This is a genomic window from Ralstonia sp. Ralssp135 (genome assembly GCF_047304345.1).
Lineage (GTDB): Bacteria > Pseudomonadota > Gammaproteobacteria > Burkholderiales > Burkholderiaceae > Ralstonia > Ralstonia chuxiongensis.
Window position 1 is genome coordinate 1 of record NZ_JBGLYZ010000028.1, and the last position, 17,395, is coordinate 17,395.

Below are 17,395 nucleotides of genomic sequence, written 5' to 3' on the forward strand. Positions count from 1 at the left end.
CCCCCACCCCCCGCCCCCCAACCCACCCCGCCGCCCCCCCCCCCCAAAAAAAAATCGCGCCACTCTCTTGGCCGCTTTTTTTTTTCCCCCACGCTCTGCCTTCAAAGCTGATGCGCGAACGTGCGGATGCCCTTGAGCAGCATCTCCACCGAGATCGCCACCAGAATCAACCCCATCAGCCGCTCGAACGCCATCACCGTGCGCTCACCCACGAGGCGCTGGATGTGCGTGGCGCTCAGCAGCACCACGGCGCACACGGCCATCGTCGCGCATAGCGAGCCGACCCACGTCCACATGCGCCCGGGCGCCTGTGACACCAGCAGCATCACCGTGGCCATCGCAGACGGCCCCGCGATGGCCGGAATCGCCAGCGGCACGATGAAGGGCTCGCCGGTGGGCTGCGACTCGGCAGCCCCCTCACGCGGGAAGATCATCCGCAGTGCGATGAGGAACAGCACGATGCCGCCCGCAATCTGCAGTGACATGTCGGTCAGGCTCATCATGCGCAGGAAGCTCTCGCCAAAGAACATGAAGACGAGCAGCAGCATGAACGCAATACCGACCTCGCGCAGCACGACGCGGTTGCGGCGTTCGGGCGCCACCGGCCGCAGCGCCGAGATGAAGATGGGAATGTTGCCGAGCGGATCGGTGATCAGCACCAGCAGGACGGTTGCGGAGAGGAACGTGTATTCCATCGCCTAACGTCGATCAGGCGCCGCGACGGTATGGGCGTTCACGCAGCCATTTGGTGGCGATCCACTTCTCACCGCGCTCGACCGGCAGCCCGGCATGCAGCGTGTCTTCGTCCAGGGTGCCGTCGGGGCGTTTGTAGACGAAGAAGACCGCATTGCCCTTGACCGGCGCCACCTCTAGCCCGAGCTTCGGAAAGCCCGTCGCGCCGCCGGCCTGCACGCTGTTCAGGTAGATGACCATGGTGGCCACGCGCTGGCCGCCGATTTCAAGCTGGCGCGCCTCGCCGCTGCGGCCCGGGTTGAAGAAGTCGAAGTGCGGCTGGTATTCGCCGCCGGGCTGGTAGTTCAGCACCTGGAAGCCTTCGCCGTGTTCGACCGGCACGCCCACGGCCTGCGCGATGCGTGCCTCGATCTTGGCGATCAAGGGATGCTCGCCCACCTGGAACATCCCGCCCTGGCTGGTGCGTGCCGAAATGAGATTTTCCTCGCCCGTATCGGGATTCACCACGGGCGAACGTTTGAGGCGGTTGCGCCCGATCGCGATCAGTTCGTCACACTCGGCGTCCGACAGAAAGTGCTGGAACAGCACGATGCGCGGCGTTTCGATCGCAAACAGGATGGGGATGTCGCCATCGGCGGTATGCACGGCGTTGCTGTTTTCGACCGCCTGATCGGCGACGGGTGTCGGCGCGGGCGCGGCAATCGGGGCAGGCGCGCGGGCCGTCAGCGCCTCATCGACGACACGGCGCGCGAAGGCGCGGTCGTAGCCGGATTGCACCATCGACGCCACCAGGGATTCGGCTTCGAAACCTTCGGTCACGTGACGCTGCAGCCAGTCGCGCAGCGCGTCAGACATCGTCGCGTACGGTTGGGTGGTGGACATGCGGGATGGAGATGCGGGCGAGCGAGAGATGGCCCTATTGTAGGCCCACCGTTCGCCGACAGAAGATCACGAACCGCCGGCGGGACCGCCAGCAATACGCAGCGGCGAGAACGGATTGCGCGCTGGCACTTCCGGCAACGCCTTGGCTCGCGGGGCGGGCCGAAGGGGCTCGGCAGGAACCGGTGCAGACACCGTCATCGCGCTCGATTCCTGATACTGCCAGCGCTTCCAGGCAGCCAGCACGGCATTCGGATATTGCGGCTGCCCGCGGCTGCCGTTGTAGCGGCCCAGCGCCAGGTACAGATTGCCGCCTTCCATGTCGAGGTAATGCCGCAGGATCGTGCAGCCATAGCGCAGGTTGCTCTGCAGGTGGAAGAGCTTGCGCGCGTCGTTGTCGCCGATGCTGCGTGTCCAGAACGGCATCACCTGCATCAGCCCCATCGCACCGGCACTGCTCATGGCGTACTTGCGGAAACCGCTTTCCACTTGGATCAGGCCGAGCACCAGCGCCGGGTCGAGGCCCGCACGCTTGGCTTCGTAATACGCCGTCTCGATCAACTCGACACGCACCGATGCCTGAGGAATCTTGCCCGACATGCGCACCGACATCTCGGCCAGCCAGCGCAGGTAGCCGAGTTGCTCGTCGTTGCTGGCAAATACCGGGCGCAGCGGGCGGCTGTCGGCCACCGCGGCAGACAGCGCGCTGCGCACGGAATCCGCCAGGTACTCCTCTTTCTGGGCACCCGCCCACGCCGCCTGCGTGCCCGCGAGCAACGTCCCTGCGCACAGCGCAGTGGCGATCAGGTGGGCGGAGAACAAGCGGGGCATGCGTGGCGGGTCCTGTCGTTGTGTTATTGCGCGAGACGCGCCTTCAGCGTAGCCAGCACGTCGGCCGGTGCCACGGCGGTGGCAGCTTCGTCGCGGCGGCCCTGGAATTCCAGCTTGCCTTCCTTCAGGCCACGGTCGCCCACCACCACGCGGAACGGCACGCCGATCAGCTCCCAGTCGGCGAACATTGCGCCGGGGCGCTCGCCGCGATCGTCCAGCATCACGTCGATACCGGCGGCAACCAGTTCGGCGTGCAGGCGGTCGGCTTCTTCGCGCACGGCGTCGGAGCGGTCGTAACCCACCGGGCAGATCACCACCTGGAACGGCGCGATCGACGCCGGCCAGATGATCCCGCGCGCATCGTAGTTCTGCTCGATGGCCGCACCCAGGATCCGCGTGATGCCGATGCCGTAGCAGCCCATCACCATCGGCTGAGTCTTGCCGTTTTCATCAAGGAACGTCGCGTTCATCGCCTCGGAGTAACGCGTGCCCAGCATGAAAACGTGGCCAACTTCGATGCCGCGGCAGATCGCCAGCGTGCCCTTGCCATCCGGCGACGGATCGCCCGCCACCACGTTACGCAGGTCGTAGACCTCGGGCTCGGGCAGATCGCGGCCCCAGTTCACGCCGGTGAAGTGGTAATCCTCTTCGTTGGCGCCGACCACGAAATCGCTCATGGCGGCTGCGGTACGGTCTGCCACCACCTTCACCGACAGCTTCGTGCCGATCGGGCCGAGATAGCCTGGGCGCGTGCCGAACGCACGCAGGATTTCGCCTTCGGTGGCAAAACGGAAGTCAGCCAGGCCAGGCACCTTCAATGCCTTGACCTCGTTGAGTTCATGATCGCCGCGCAGCAGCAGCAGCCAGATCTGAGGCTCTCCGCCCTCGACTTCGGTGGCCAGCACGATGGATTTGATCGTGCGCTGCAGCGCAATACCCAATTGTTCGGCCACGGCCTCGCACTTGGCGCGGCCTGGCGTATGCGTCTTGGTAAGCGCCTCGGTGGCTGCCCCACGCGGTGCAGCCGGGGCCAGGGCTTCGGCGGCCTCGATGTTGGCGGCGTAGTCCGAATCCGGGCAATAGATGATGGCGTCTTCGCCCGTGTCGGCAATCACGTGGAATTCGTGCGAGCCGGACCCACCGATGGCGCCGTTATCGGCCGCCACGGCGCGGAATTCCAGGCCGAAGCGCTGGAAGATGCGCGTGTAAGCGTCGTACATCTTCTGGTACGACACCTTCAGGCCCTCGGCGTCGCGGTCGAAGGAGTACGCGTCCTTCATCGTGAACTCGCGGCCGCGCATGATGCCGAAACGCGGCCGGCGCTCGTCACGGAACTTGGTCTGGATCTGGTAGAAATTGACCGGCAGTTGCTTGTACGAGCGGATTTCGGTGCGAGCGATATCGGTCACCACCTCTTCCGACGTCGGCTGCATGACGAAGTCGCGCTCGTGGCGATCCTTGAAGCGCAGCAGTTCGTCGCCCATCTTGTCCCAGCGGCCGGTCTCCTGCCACAGCTCGCCCGGCTGCACCACCGGCATCAGCACTTCCACCGCGCCGGCGGCATTCATTTCCTCACGCACGATCTGCTCGACCTTGCGGATCACACGCAGCCCCACGGGCATGTACGTATAGAGGCCCGCGCCAAGCTTCTTGATCATGCCGGCACGCATCATCAACTTGTGCGAGACGATCTCCGCGTCGGCGGGCGCTTCCTTGAGCGTGGAAATGAAGAATTGGGACGCTTTCATGCGACTGACAATAAGGGATGACGCGGCTAACCAAAGCCGCGAGAACAAGGGCAAAAGCCACCGGAATCAGGAGATGAGACGAGGCGCCTAGCGCACATTCGCGCAATCGACGCCCCTCCCCCAGGAGGCGCGAGTGAGCGGCAACATTTCGGCGTCTGTGACAGCCGAGCGACGGGCCGCTCTATAATCGGCGTAATTCTAAAGTATTCGAGGTGCAGTCATGCTCGATCGTGAAGGCTTCCGCCCGAACGTCGGCATCATCCTCATCAACGCAAGAAACGAGGTGTTCTGGGGCAAGCGCATTGGCGAGCACTCCTGGCAGTTTCCACAAGGCGGCATCAAGTACGGCGAGACGCCCGAACAAGCGATGTTCCGCGAACTGCACGAAGAAGTCGGCCTGTTGCCAGAACACGTCCGGATCGTCGGTCGCACGCGCGACTGGCTGCGGTATGAGGTGCCGGACAAGTTCATCCGCCGCGAGATACGCGGCCATTACCGGGGCCAGAAACAGATCTGGTTCCTGCTGCGCATGGTCGGTCGCGACTGCGACATCCAACTGCGCGCCACCGAGCATCCGGAATTCGATGCGTGGCGGTGGAGCCAGTACTGGGTGCCGCTCGAGGCCGTCATCGAGTTCAAACGCGAGGTGTATCAGCTGGCGCTGTCGGAGCTTTCGCGCTTCGTGCAGCGGCAGACTCGCGCACCGCTCTCGCCCTACGGGCGCGGCGGGCAGCACCGTGAGCGCGACGGACGTGATGCGCGCGATCACCGTGAACGTTCCGGCGGCCAGAGCGGCCGGAACGAGCCGTACGCCCAGCCGGCCCTGACCGTCACCACCACGACCGTCATCGTCGAAACGGTGAGCGTATCCGCACCTGCCCCCTCCTCTCCAAACCCTGACGACACGGCTCCCAAGGACAATTCGTGAATTTGATGACGACGACACGTGGAGCGCGCCGCGCTCTCGTGCCGCTCGCGCTGGCGGCTGCGCTGGCGTTGACGGCATGTAGCCATAACCGCACCGGCGACCTCGAAGACAAGCTGTTGATGGACCCGTTCAACGACAAGCCCTTCAAGGAAGACGCTGTGACCTTCCCGGCCCCGCCGGTCGATCGCGATGCCGTACCGTTCGACGTGGGTGGCCGCACTGATTCGCCGCTGCGTTTTGCCATCGATCCGAAATCGGTGTCGATCGGCAAGGACAACGTGGTGCGCTACACCGTGCTGATCACCAGCAAGACCGGCGCGCGCAACGTGAACTACGAAGGCCTGCGCTGCGACACGGCCGAGCGACGCATCTATGCGACGCTGCGCAATGACTCCAACCAGTGGGTCGGGAACCGCGCGGTCGACATGAACGAAACCGCGAATGCTGAATCCGCCAGCATGAACGCCTACAAGCCAGCCACCGATTGGCAGCGCGTGGGCAATGGCGGGCCCACGGACTATGCGTCGGCGCTGATGCGCTCTTACTTCTGCGACGTGCGCTCAGTAGCGGGAGATGGAAAGGCTTCTACGCTCGTGCAACGGTTGGGCGGCAGCGGGCGCTATTTCGGGCCGTAAAGGCCTGGAGATTTGGATTGGGCCTTCGTGGCCCATCCTCCCTTCGCCCCTAACGGGCCGAAGGGAGCGCGCCACCAACGCGCCTACTCAGAGCAAGACCAAATTATCGCGGTGCACCAACTCCGCAGCGCTTACGTACCCCAGCACCGCTTCGATCTCCGAAGACGACTTCCGCGCAATCAAGCGGGCCTCAGCTGACGAATAGTTCGTCAGCCCGCGGGCAACTTCCAACCCTGCAGCGTCCACGCAAGAAATCACTTCGCCGCGCGCAAACTCGCCCTGCACTTCGGTCACGCCAATCGGCAGCAACGACTTGCCACCGGCCGTGAGTTTTTCCACTGCGCCGGCATCCAGCACCACGCGACCGCGCAGCTGCAGGTGATCGATCATCCATTGCTTGCGTGCCGCCAACCGACCAGTCGGCGCGCGAAGTTGCGTGCCGATGGCCTCGCCATTCGCCAGCCGCGCAAGCACGTCGGGCTCGCGACCCGAAGCAATGATGGTGTGCGCACCCGATTTGGCCGCACGCTTGGCCGCCAGAATCTTCGTCAGCATGCCGCCCTTGCCGATACTCGAACCGGCGCCGCCGGCCATCTGCTCAAGGTCGGGTGTGCCGGCTTGAGCCTCGTCGACAAAGCGGGCGTCCGGGTCCTTGCGCGGGTCAGCGGTATACAGGCCGCGCTGGTCTGTCAGGATAATCAGCGCATCGCCTTCGATCAGATTGGTGACAAGCGCGCCCAGCGTATCGTTGTCGCCAAACTTGATCTCATCGGTGACGACCGTGTCGTTCTCGTTGATGATCGGCACGACACCGAGGCTCAGCAGCGTGAGCAGCGTGGAGCGCGCGTTGAGGTAGCGCTCGCGATCGGCCAAATCGCCATGCGTGAGCAGCACCTGCGCCGTGCGGATGCTGTGCCGCGCGAACTCAGATTCGTACACCTGCGCCAGCCCCATCTGCCCGACGGCAGCGGCAGCCTGCAACTCATGAATTTCCTTCGGACGCTTGGCCCAGCCCAACCGCTGCATGCCCTCGGCGATGGCGCCGGAGCTGACCAGCACGACTTCCTTGCCCGCCGCCCGTAGCGCCGCGATCTGCGCGGCCCAGCGGGCAATGGCTGCCTGGTCGAGGCCACGGCCATCGTTGGTAACCAGGCTGGAACCGACCTTGACGACAAGGCGGCGCGCATCGGCAATCAGCGAATGCAGGGCCATGGTGGACGTGTCTCCGAAGGATGTTGTGTTTAGGCTTGACCGTCGTGGTCGACGTTGTGCAGTGTCGGGTCCAGACGCTGATCGGGCGCGGCCGCTGCGGCGTCCTCTTCGGCGCGCAGCTCGTCGAGGTATTCCTGGATCGCGTGGACAAGCGCCTGCGTGCCATCGTGCGTCAACGCAGAAATGCGGTGCACCGGACCCTTCCACTTGAAGCGCTTCACGAAGTCTTTCACGCGCGCTTCGCGTTCGTCCTCGGGCACCATGTCGAGCTTGTTGAGTACGAGCCAGCGCGGCTTGTCGAAGAGCTCAGCGTCGTACTTCTTCAGCTCGCCGACAATCGCCTTGGCTTCGGCCACCGGGTCGACGTTGTCGTCGAACGGGGCGAGATCCACCACGTGCAACAACACGCGCGTGCGCTGCAGGTGGCGCAAGAACTGGTGGCCCAGACCGGCCCCCTCCGCTGCACCTTCGATCAGGCCGGGAATGTCTGCCACCACGAACGACTTCGATGGGCCACTCCGGACCACACCCAGGTTCGGGTGCAGCGTCGTGAACGGGTAGTCGGCAATCTTCGGGCGCGCATTGGAAATGGCGGTGATCAGCGTCGATTTGCCCGCATTGGGCATGCCGAGCAAGCCCACGTCGGCCAGCACCTTTAACTCGAGGCGCAGGTTGCGACGCTCACCGGCCTTGCCGTCGGTCTTCTGGCGCGGCGCGCGGTTGGTGCTCGACTTGAAGTGGATGTTGCCCCAGCCGCCCTCACCGCCCTGCGCCAGGCACAGGCGCTGGCCGTCGATCGTCAAGTCGGCAATCAGCTCTTCCGTGTCGGCATCGTAAATGGCCGTGCCCACGGGCATGCGCAGCGTGATGTCATCGCCAGCAGCGCCATAGCAGTCGGCACCTCGGCCGTTTTCGCCGTTGCGCGCGAGATGCTTCTTGGCAAAGCGGTAGTCGATCAGGGTGTTGATGTTGCGGTCAGCAACAGCCCACACGCTGCCGCCACGCCCACCGTCGCCGCCGTCCGGTCCGCCAAACGGGACGAATTTCTCGCGGCGCATCGAGGCGCTGCCGTTGCCGCCGTCACCAGCGATCACTTCAATCCGGGCTTCGTCGATGAACTTCATGGAGGTCTCCGCCCGTGCGGCGTACGCACGGCAGGTAAAAAGAAATCGGCGCCACTCGCGCCATCGCTAACAGAACGCGCCTGGAATCGTGCGCCAAGAAGCAGCGTACCGCCCAGGATCAGGGTCGCGTTTTGTTAGCGGCCAGAAACGAAAAAGCCCCGCACGGGTGCGGGGCCTTTCTACTACAAGGCTGAATCAGGCCGCCGGAACAACGTCGACGAACTGCTTCTTGCCTTCGCCGCGATTGGCGAACTTCACGTGGCCATCGACCAGCGCGAAGAGGGTGTGGTCCTTGCCCATGCCCACGTTCACGCCAGCGTGCGTGCGGGTGCCGCGTTGGCGAATGATGATGCCGCCAGCGTTGATGGCTTGGCCACCGTACACCTTCACGCCCAGGCGCTTCGACTCGGAATCGCGGCCGTTCCGTGTGGAACCGCCGCCTTTTTTCTGTGCCATGACTGAACTCCTATCCGGTTACGTAGACGACGCAGCCTTAGGCCACGATCGAGTCGATACGCAACTCGGTGTAATTTTGACGATGCCCTTGGCGCTTTTGATAGTGCTTACGACGGCGCATCTTGAAGATGTGCACTTTGTCGTGACGACCGTGGGAGATGACGGTGGCTTTGACGGCAGCCCCGCTCACCAGCGGCGCACCAACCTTGAGTTGGTCGCCGGCGCCCACTGCGAGCACCTGGTCAAGCGTGATTTCTGCGCCAACGTCCGCCGGTATCTGTTCTACTTTAAGTTTTTCGCCAGCAGCAACCTTGTATTGCTTACCGCCGGTTTTTACGACCGCGTACATTGTCGGACCTCGATAAAAGAACTAAAACATGACTCTTGCGCCACTTGTCGACCGCATGCGCAGACAACGGACACAGAGAACTCACAACTATACAAGAAAAACTCAAGCAAATCAAAGGCCAATCGCCTAATCGGGTGCTGCGCCCGCGCAACGGGCCGCCACGTCAAGCCTGGGGCGCCACGCCATCGGGCAAACCGCCTGGTTGCTCTATAATCTCGCGGTTTTTTGCGCGGCATCGTTCCCGCGCAAGTCGACCATTAGCCACACGCCTTCTGTCGGAATTCGCCTTGACTCAGACCTCCGCCTCCGTCCTGCTCGCTCCTGTCGCTGAAGACATGCGCGCCGTCGATGCCGTGATCCGCCGCCGCCTAGGCTCGGAGGTGGTACTGATCAATCAGATTGGCGAATACATCATCAGCGCCGGCGGCAAGCGACTGCGCCCGGTGATCCTGCTGCTGGTGGCAAATGCACTCGGCTACAAGGGCGAGCATCAGCACGAGCTGGCCGCCGTGGTCGAGTTCATCCACACGGCCACGCTGCTGCACGACGATGTGGTCGACGAATCCGACTTGCGCCGCGGCCGAAAGACCGCCAACGCCGTGTTCGGCAACGCGGCCAGCGTGCTGGTGGGCGACTTCCTGTATTCGCGCGCCTTCCAGATGATGGTGCAGGCCAACAGCATGCGCATCATGCAGATCCTGGCCGACGCAACCAACGTCATTTCCGAAGGCGAGGTTCTGCAACTGCTGAACATGCACGACCCGGACGTGACGGAGGAACGCTACCTGCAGGTCATTCGCTACAAGACCGCCAAGCTGTTCGAGGCAGCTGCCCAGATCGGCGCGGTGCTCTCAGGCGCGGACGCTGCCACTGAAGAAGCCGCCGCCGAATACGGCCGCCGCATCGGCACCGCGTTCCAGATCGTCGATGATCTGCTCGACTACACGTCCACCGCTGATCAAATGGGCAAGAACGCCGGCGACGACCTGCGCGAAGGCAAGCCGACCCTGCCCCTCATCCATCTGCTATCGAATGGCACGGAAGAACAGCGCGCACTGGTGCGCCAAGCCATCGAGCAAGGCGGCACGGAACATTTCGATGCAATCTTCGCCGCCATTCAGGCTTCCGGCGCGCTCGAGTACACGCGCCAAGCTGCCGAGCGCGAAGCCGCTGCTGCCGAATCAGCAGCAAACGCATTACCCCCTTCCCTTTTCCGCCAGACGCTGATAGACTTGTGTGCTTTCTCGCTGCAACGTCAGTCCTGACATGCACGAGATCTGCGAAGAAGCATCGGGGTGTAGCTTAGCCTGGTAGAGCGCTACGTTCGGGACGTAGAGGCCGGAGGTTCGAATCCTCTCACCCCGACCAGTTTCTCGTATTCAAGTCATCCCTGCGGTACGGTTTTCAGCATCGCCGCACAGTAGTTCCCACGCATTTTCCGCACCGTCCGCTTAATCCAGCGGGGTGTTGCGCTGTCCGCGCGACCAATGGCGATGTGCGCAGAAGCGGCAAACCCCTCTGTTATAGTGGGCGCTTCGCCGTCCCTCCCCTCCCGCTTTGGACTCTTGGCCGCTCTGGGCACAAATTGGCGCCGTCGTGCTGCTGTTGTGCTGCTCCGCCTTCTTCTCGATTTCCGAAACCGCGATGATGGCGCTCAACCGCCATCGCCTGCGGCATCTTGCCAAGTCCAACGTATCGGGCGCGCGCAATACGCAGCAGTTGCTCGGACAGACCGACAAGCTGCTCTCGCTCATCCTGATCGGCAACAACCTGATCAACACCGCCGTGCCGGTGCTGATTACGACGCTGGCCATCCATTACTTCGGCAACAACGGAACAACGCTGTCAATCGCTACGGCCATCGTCGCGTTTCTCATCATCGTATTCGCCGAGATTGCCCCCAAGATCGTGGGCGCGACCTACCCAGAACGCGTTGCTTTCCCGGCCAGCTTCATCATCAAGCCGCTGCTGCAGATTTCGACGCCGCTGGTCGCGGTGGTCAACGCGTTTGCCATGGGTGTACTGCGATTGGTGCGTATCAACACGCGCAAGGCGCCTGAGCAGCGCATGTCGACCGAGGAACTGCGCACGCTGGTGCTGGAATCAGGCAACTTCATTCCGCACAAGCACCGCAGCATCCTGCTCAACCTGTTCGATCTTGACGCCATCACCGTGGACGACGTGATGACGCCGCGCGCGCGGGTTGAATCGCTCGATTTGTCGCGCCCGATTGAAGAGGTCGTCCAGCAGCTCGAGACCTGCTATCACAACAAGCTGCCGGTGTTCGAGCAGGACAGCGATCAGGTAATCGGCATCCTGCATGTGCGCAAGGCCCTGTCACTGCTGGGGCACACTGAACTCACACACGACGATTTCCGCGGCCTGCTGGCCGAGCCGTATTTCGTACCGAGTGGCACGCCCGTTTTCCGCCAGTTGCAGTACTTCCAGGAAAATCGCCGCCGCATCGGCCTGATCGTCAATGAATACGGCGACATGCTGGGGCTGGTGACGCTGGAAGACATCATCGAAGAGATGATCGGCGAGTTCACCACCACGCTACCCAACGCCGGCAAGCTGGCCTGGGACAAGGAAGGCACTTATCTTGCGGATGCGGGAATGTCGTTGCGCGATTTGAACCGGCGCCTGGGCCTGAGCCTGCCAACCGACGGCCCGAAGACGCTCAACGGGTTGCTACTGGAAGTGCTGGAAGAGATTCCCGAGGCGACGGTCAGCGTGAAGATTGCGGGCTGCGTGATGGACATCGTCCAGATGGACAGCCAGTCGATCCGCACGGTGCGGCTGCATCAGCCACCGCAGCCAAAGCGCAGTTGACGCCACACTAGAGAGCAAGCGCTTCAGTTAGAAGCGTTTTCTGCCGATGTGGCACAAATGCAAGCTGCGCTTTGATGCGTGCTTTACAAATGCAGGGGCGGTCGGCAAACTGCCCCGGTTCCGGGCACCACCCCCCACGAATGGGTGGGGTACCGGCTGCAGAACATAAAACAATCGCCTTGGGGGGCGAGCGCACGCTTGAGGCGGTGGGGCCCGGCGCGCGCTGAAATGGTCAGCTTCAGCCTGACGGACTGGACTCATGACACTCGGACTCGCTCTAGCGCAGAGCCGGCGGATCGCGCCCACGCTACTCACCCAGCTCGAACAGAGCGCGCGTGAAAAACGCACGCAACTGATCGACGAACTGGTAGGCAGCGGGATCATGAGTGCGCACGACCTCGCCGTGTTCGTCGCCGGCAAGTACCAGATGCCGCTGCTGGACTTGGCCCAGTACAAGCTCGATACCGTGCCGGCCGTGCTGTCGGCCAATAAGCACTTCGCGCAGTTGCGTCTGTTGCCGCTGGGCCGTCGCGAAAACCGTCTCATCCTCGCCACGTCCGACCCGAGCGATCCGAAGCCAATCGAAGAGCTGCGTCAAAAGATGAACGTGGCTATCGAAACGGTCATCGTCGAGCACGACAAGCTGGTACGCCAACTGAGCCTTGCCAACGAGGCCCCGGCCGAGATCAAGTCGCTCTTCCCCAAGCAGGAAGCCACGCAGATCGAGTACGACCCGGGCGCTGCCGCCGCCACGCGCCGCACCACCACCGACGGCATCGACGATGCCCCCGTGGTTCGCTTCCTGCAGAAGCTCTTTACCGAAGCGCTGCTGCGCGGCGCGTCGGACTTGCACTTCGAGCCGTTTGAAACGTTTTACCGTGTGCGTTTCCGCATCGACGGCATCCTGGCGCAGGTCGCGCAGCCGCCGCTGGACATCCGCGACAAGATCGCGACCCGGATCAAGGTGCTCTCGCGCCTGGATATCTCGGAAAAGCGCGTGCCGCAAGACGGCCGCATGAAGCTGCTCATCACCGTTCCGAAAGACCGCAAGGACAAAGACAACAAAGAGACGATCGAGCGCGCCATCGACTTCCGGGTATCGACGCTGCCGACGCTGTTCGGCGAGAAGATCGTGATCCGGATTCTGGAGTCGTCCACCGAGCGGCTCGATATCGACCAGCTCGGCTACGAGCCCGAGCAAAAGCAGTTGCTGCTCGACGTGATCAAGCGCCCGTACGGCATGGTGCTCGTGACAGGGCCAACCGGCTCGGGTAAGACGGTGTCGCTGTACACCTTCCTGAACAGACTGAATCAGGGCGACATCAATATCTCTACCGCAGAAGACCCGGCGGAAATCCAGTTGCCCGGCATCAACCAGGTCAACGTGAACGACAAGGCGGGGCTGACCTTTGCGGCGGCGCTGAAGTCGTTCCTGCGGCAGGATCCGGACATCATCATGGTGGGCGAAATCCGGGATCTGGAAACGGCCGATATCTCGATCAAGGCCGCGCAGACCGGTCACTTGGTGTTCTCCACGCTGCACACCAACGACGCCCCGACCACGCTGACCCGCCTGATGAACATGGGGGTGGCGCCGTTCAACATCGCGTCGTCGGTGCTGCTGATTACGGCGCAGCGTCTGGCACGCCGGTTGTGCAAGGATTGCAAGAAGCCGGGGCCGCTGCCCAAGGAAACGCTGCTCGACGCGGGCTTTACCGAAGCGGACGTCGACGGCTCCTGGCAGCCGTATCACCCGGTCGGTTGCGAGACCTGCAACGGCAGTGGCTACAAGGGCCGGGTCGGCATCTACCAAGTCATGCCGATCACCGAAGCGATCCAGGAGATCATCCTTACGCATGGCACTGCGCTGCAGATCGCCGAGCAGGCGCGTAAAGAGGGCGTACTGTCGCTGCGCGAATCGGGCTTGCGGAAAGTGAAGCAGGGGCTGACTTCCCTTGAGGAAGTGCTGGCCACAACGAACCAATAACCTTCTCGATCAATCGTTCCCATACCGGGGGGTAGGAACCAACCATGGCCACACGAGCACCTGCCGCGAATCGCGCGGCCGCCGCGCCAGCGCGAAAGACCGCCAAGACAAAGGCGCCCACGCAGTACATCTTCGAGTGGGAAGGCAAAGATCGCAAAGGCAAGATCTTCAAGGGCGAGATGCGCGCCGAGAGCATCACCGAGGTGAATGCCGTCCTGCGCAAGCAAGGCTTGTCGATCACCAAGTCCAAGCGCCGTCGTGCGGCCCGCGGCAAGAAGATCACGCCGAAGGACATCGCCTACTTCACACGCCAGCTCTCGACCATGTTGAAGGCCGGCGTCCCGCTGCTTCAGTCGGTCGACATCATCGCGAAGGGCCACGCCAATCCGAATTTCACGCAACTGCTGACGGAAATCCGTTTCGATATCGAGTCGGGCAGCAGCATGGCGCAGGCCTTCCGCCGTCATCCGCAGTACTTCGACACGCTGTACTGCAACCTAATCGACGCTGGTGAGCAGGGCGGTATTCTCGATGCCCTGCTCGAGCGGCTTTCGCTGTACATGGAGAAGTCGATCGCGCTGAAGGCGCAGATCAAGTCGGCGATGATCTATCCGATCTCGGTGCTGACGGTGGCCTTCTTGGTGACGGTTGTGCTGATGATTTTTGTGGTGCCGGCGTTCAAGGGCGTGTTTTCCAGCTTCGGTGCTACGCTGCCGGCCCCGACGCTGGTTGTGATGGGCATTTCCGACTTCTTCGTGCAATGGTGGTACATCATCGTTTTTGCTCCCATCATCGGCATCGTGCTGTTCACGCGGGCGTTCAAGCGCTCGGAGAACGTGCAGCGCTCCACGCACCGATGGATTCTGCGCATGCCGATCTTCGGCAGCATCATCCGCAAGGCCACCATCGCCCGCTGGACGCGCACCCTGGCCACCATGTTCGCCGCCGGCACGCCGCTCGTGGAATCGATGGAATCGGTGGCTGGCGCAGCCGGTAACTGGATCTATCACGACGCTACGATCGAGATCCAACAATCCGTGCGCATCGGTACCAGCCTGACCAACGCCATGCAGGCAACGCATGTATTCGACAACATGGTGTTGCAGATGACCCAGATCGGTGAAGAATCCGGTGCTCTCGACAGTATGCTGCTCAAGGTGGCCGAGTTTTACGAGCGTGAGGTGGACGATGCGGTGGCCAACATCTCGGCGCTGATCGAGCCACTCATCATCGTGATCCTCGGCGTGCTGATCGGCGGCATGGTCGTGGCGATGTATCTGCCAATCTTCAAGCTGGGTCAGGTGGTCTGATGCCCGAGTTGTTTGTCATTCCCACGCTGGCGCAACTGCCGGCGTGGTTTGTCATTGCGGCCGGCGCGCTGGTGGGCTTGCTGGTCGGCAGCTTCCTCAACGTGGTGATCCACCGCCTGCCGCGCATGATCGAGCGAGAGGAAGCCAACTACATCGCCGAACTGCGCGAAGAGCCGTTGCCCCATCCCGACGCATACAACCTGATCGTGCCGCGCTCGGCGTGCCCGTCGTGCGGCCATCAGATCAAGGCGATCGAGAACATCCCCGTGTTGAGCTGGCTTGCGCTGCGCGGCCGGTGCAGTGCGTGCAAAACGCCCATCTCGTGGCGCTATCCTGCTGTGGAACTGGTCACCGGCCTGCTGACGGCGGCCTGCCTATGGCACTTCGGCCCGACGTGGGTGGCAGTCGCATCGGCGGTGCTGCTGTGGTTCCTGATCGCCGGCACGATGATCGACGCCGACACGCAACTGTTGCCCGACGCCATCACCCAGCCGCTGCTTTGGCTTGGGCTGGGCGTGAACCTGTTCGGCATGTTCACGCACCTACACGACGCGGTGATTGGCGCGATGGCCGGCTACCTGTTCCTGTGGTCAATCTACTGGGCCTACAAGCTGCTGCGCGGGCGTGAAGGCATGGGTTACGGCGACTTCAAGCTGATGGCCGCACTCGGCGCATGGTTCGGCTGGCAGGCGCTGCCTCTGCTGGTGCTGCTCTCGTCGGTCGTGGGACTGGTGTTTGGGCTCGTGCGCATTGCGCGCGGCGCGACCAGCGAATCGCCGTTCTCGTTCGGGCCATTCATTGCCGGGGCCGGCGTGATCGCACTGCTGGCCGGGCCGCAATTGCTCATGATGGCTGGCTTCGGCCCCCTGCTTGCACCATAAGGTCATGGCCAGCATGCGTGTGATCGGCCTGACCGGCGGCATCGGCAGCGGCAAGAGCTACGTGGCAGACCGCTTGGCGGAGCGCGGTGCCGCCATTGTCGACACGGACGCCATCGCCCACGAGATCACCGCACCGGGCGGTGCCGCCATCCCCAAGCTGGTCGAGACGTTCGGCGCCGGTATCCTGCGCGCCGACGGCGCGATGGACCGCGATGCCATGCGCGCTCTCGCCTTCTCCGATGCCACTGCCAAATCGCGGTTGGAGCAGATCACGCATCCGCTCATCCGCGAGATTGCGCTATCGCGTGGCGCAGCGGCGCGGGCGTCAGACGTGCATCCGTACCTTGTCTACGTGGTCCCCCTGTTGGTGGAGTCCCTCGCCGGGCATCACAGCTGGCGCACGCTGGTCGACCGCATTCTGGTGGTCGACTGCCCGGTTGAGACGCAGATCGCCCGCGTGATGGCCCGTAACGGGCTGCCGCGCGCGCAGGTGGAAGCCATCATCGCGCGCCAGGCTTCACGCGAAGCTCGCCTTGCCGCAGCCGACGACGTGATCGACAACAGCGGTACGCTGGCCGACCTCCTGCCGCAGATCGACCATCTGGACCTAACCTACAGGGCGAACTGAAACGGTCTGAAAGCGGTCGTCACAGCCCTTTGCATTGTGATGAACGAGGGTCTCGCATAGAATGCGGGCAGATCGAGGCCAAATGGGCTTCGGGGCCGCATATGCCAGCGGGCCAGCACACCGGGCACCCAAGTTTTGATCCTGTACGAATATCCCTTCAACGAACGCATTCGGACGCTGCTGCGCCTCGAAGACCTGTTCGAGCGGCTGGATTTCTTTCTCGTGCAGGAACATCCTCTGCAGCACCATGTAGCGCTGACCACCCTGTTCGAGGTGGTGGACGTAGCCGGGCGAGCCGACCTCAAGTCCGATCTCCTGAAAGAACTCGATCGCCAGCGCCAGACGCTCACCGCGCTGCGCGCCAACCCGCAAATCGATCAGGACGCGCTCGACGCCGTCATCAGCGAGCTGGAAACCGCCTCGGGCAATCTCACTGCCACACATGGCAAGGCGGGCCAGCTCATCGCCGATAACGAGTGGCTGACGAGCATCCGCAGCCGCGCGATCATTCCGGGTGGTACGTGCGAGTTTGATCTGCCAGCGTATTTTGCTTGGCAGCATCACCCCGCCGAGCGCCGCCGCGCCGACATCATCAAATGGGCCCAACCGCTGGTGCCGCTGCGCGACGCCACGATGATTGTGCTGCGCCTGCTGCGCGAGTCGGGCCAGAGTGGCAAGGTGATTGCTAACGCTGGCAGCTATCAGCAGATGCTGTCGGGCCGCGTGTACCAGCTGATGCAGGTGCGCCTGGATGAGTCGGCGCTGGGGTTCATTCCCGAGATCAGCGCCAACAAGTACATGCTCTGGGTGCGCTTTACCCAGCAGGATGGCGACCTGCGACCCAAGCCGGTCGATGCGGATATCCCGTTCCAGCTGAAGCTCTGTAATTTCTGAGCCGCACC

At 63.1% G+C, this 17,395-nt stretch carries 17 protein-coding genes and 1 tRNA gene; 10 read left to right on the forward strand and 8 right to left on the reverse strand.

The features are described from left to right. Positions 1 to 101: 101 nt before the first annotated feature. From ACCD03_RS18070 to ACCD03_RS18085, 4 genes are all read right to left on the reverse strand, one after another. Complete coding sequence (locus ACCD03_RS18070) at positions 102 to 695, reverse strand: MarC family protein (protein ID WP_325649628.1); 594 nt, start codon at positions 693 to 695, stop codon at positions 102 to 104. Positions 696 to 708: 13 nt separating this feature from the next. Continuing rightward, entirely contained in the window at positions 709 to 1,575 is an 867-nt protein-coding gene (locus ACCD03_RS18075; RefSeq protein ID WP_253542999.1) for a 2OG-Fe(II) oxygenase, read from the reverse strand. 66 nt (positions 1,576 to 1,641) lie between these two features. Next, complete coding sequence (locus tag ACCD03_RS18080) at positions 1,642 to 2,403, reverse strand: lytic transglycosylase domain-containing protein (protein WP_325649631.1); 762 nt, start codon at positions 2,401 to 2,403, stop codon at positions 1,642 to 1,644. A gap of 23 nt (positions 2,404 to 2,426) precedes the next feature. Next, positions 2,427 to 4,151, reverse strand: coding sequence for a proline--tRNA ligase (locus ACCD03_RS18085; RefSeq protein ID WP_325649633.1), 1,725 nt, complete (start codon positions 4,149 to 4,151; stop codon positions 2,427 to 2,429). A gap of 220 nt (positions 4,152 to 4,371) precedes the next feature. Here ACCD03_RS18085 and ACCD03_RS18090 point away from each other — a divergent pair, with 220 nt between their 5' ends. Beyond that, positions 4,372 to 5,079: an RNA pyrophosphohydrolase gene (locus ACCD03_RS18090; protein ID WP_325649635.1), complete on the forward strand. Its 708-nt coding sequence runs from the start codon at positions 4,372 to 4,374 to the stop codon at positions 5,077 to 5,079. 5 nt (positions 5,080 to 5,084) lie between these two features. After that, positions 5,085 to 5,714: a CNP1-like family protein gene (locus tag ACCD03_RS18095; protein WP_325649637.1), complete on the forward strand. Its 630-nt coding sequence runs from the start codon at positions 5,085 to 5,087 to the stop codon at positions 5,712 to 5,714. 87 nt (positions 5,715 to 5,801) lie between these two features. Here ACCD03_RS18095 and proB read toward each other — a convergent pair whose 3' ends face one another. From proB to rplU, 4 genes are all read right to left on the reverse strand, one after another. Further along, entirely contained in the window at positions 5,802 to 6,926 is a 1,125-nt protein-coding gene (proB, locus tag ACCD03_RS18100; protein WP_253542991.1) for a glutamate 5-kinase, read from the reverse strand. A 29-nt stretch (positions 6,927 to 6,955) separates the two neighbouring features. After that, positions 6,956 to 8,050 (reverse strand): GTPase ObgE, encoded by a 1,095-nt coding sequence (gene obgE / locus ACCD03_RS18105; RefSeq protein WP_045204779.1) that lies wholly within the window; start codon positions 8,048 to 8,050, stop codon positions 6,956 to 6,958. A gap of 195 nt (positions 8,051 to 8,245) precedes the next feature. Further along, positions 8,246 to 8,506: a 50S ribosomal protein L27 gene (gene rpmA, locus ACCD03_RS18110; protein WP_020747472.1), complete on the reverse strand. Its 261-nt coding sequence runs from the start codon at positions 8,504 to 8,506 to the stop codon at positions 8,246 to 8,248. A gap of 37 nt (positions 8,507 to 8,543) precedes the next feature. After that, a complete protein-coding gene (gene rplU, locus ACCD03_RS18115) occupies positions 8,544 to 8,855 on the reverse strand; it encodes a 50S ribosomal protein L21 (protein WP_004633023.1) in 312 nt (103 codons plus the stop codon). A gap of 335 nt (positions 8,856 to 9,190) precedes the next feature. Between rplU and ispB the strand changes: the two genes are divergently transcribed. The 8 genes from ispB to zapD all read left to right on the forward strand — a co-directional run bounded on the left by ispB (position 9,191) and on the right by zapD (position 17,387). Further along, the gene (ispB, locus tag ACCD03_RS18120; RefSeq protein ID WP_253543022.1) at positions 9,191 to 10,120 is read left to right on the forward strand and encodes an octaprenyl diphosphate synthase; all 930 of its coding nucleotides are present in this window, start codon (positions 9,191 to 9,193) and stop codon (positions 10,118 to 10,120) included. Between the two features lie 26 nt (positions 10,121 to 10,146). Next, a tRNA-Pro gene (locus tag ACCD03_RS18125) sits at positions 10,147 to 10,223 on the forward strand. Between the two features lie 189 nt (positions 10,224 to 10,412). Next, positions 10,413 to 11,687, forward strand: a complete 1,275-nt coding sequence (locus tag ACCD03_RS18130; RefSeq protein ID WP_045204777.1) for an HlyC/CorC family transporter — start codon at positions 10,413 to 10,415, stop codon at positions 11,685 to 11,687. A gap of 259 nt (positions 11,688 to 11,946) precedes the next feature. Continuing rightward, on the forward strand, positions 11,947 to 13,674 hold the full coding sequence (gene pilB, locus ACCD03_RS18135) for a type IV-A pilus assembly ATPase PilB (protein WP_316671664.1): 1,728 nt from the start codon (positions 11,947 to 11,949) through the stop codon (positions 13,672 to 13,674). A 44-nt stretch (positions 13,675 to 13,718) separates the two neighbouring features. Beyond that, positions 13,719 to 14,984, forward strand: a complete 1,266-nt coding sequence (locus ACCD03_RS18140; RefSeq protein ID WP_325649644.1) for a type II secretion system F family protein — start codon at positions 13,719 to 13,721, stop codon at positions 14,982 to 14,984. After that, the gene (locus ACCD03_RS18145; RefSeq protein ID WP_253542986.1) at positions 14,984 to 15,865 is read left to right on the forward strand and encodes a prepilin peptidase; all 882 of its coding nucleotides are present in this window, start codon (positions 14,984 to 14,986) and stop codon (positions 15,863 to 15,865) included. Before ACCD03_RS18140 ends, ACCD03_RS18145 begins: the two co-directional genes overlap by 1 nt. A 13-nt stretch (positions 15,866 to 15,878) precedes the next feature. Continuing rightward, on the forward strand, positions 15,879 to 16,493 hold the full coding sequence (gene coaE, locus ACCD03_RS18150) for a dephospho-CoA kinase (protein WP_253543020.1): 615 nt from the start codon (positions 15,879 to 15,881) through the stop codon (positions 16,491 to 16,493). A 135-nt stretch (positions 16,494 to 16,628) separates the two neighbouring features. Further along, positions 16,629 to 17,387 carry a cell division protein ZapD gene (zapD, locus tag ACCD03_RS18155; protein ID WP_004633038.1) on the forward strand — a complete coding sequence of 253 codons (759 nt, stop codon included), beginning with the start codon at positions 16,629 to 16,631 and terminating at the stop codon, positions 17,385 to 17,387. The last annotated feature ends 8 nt before the right edge of the window (positions 17,388 to 17,395 follow it).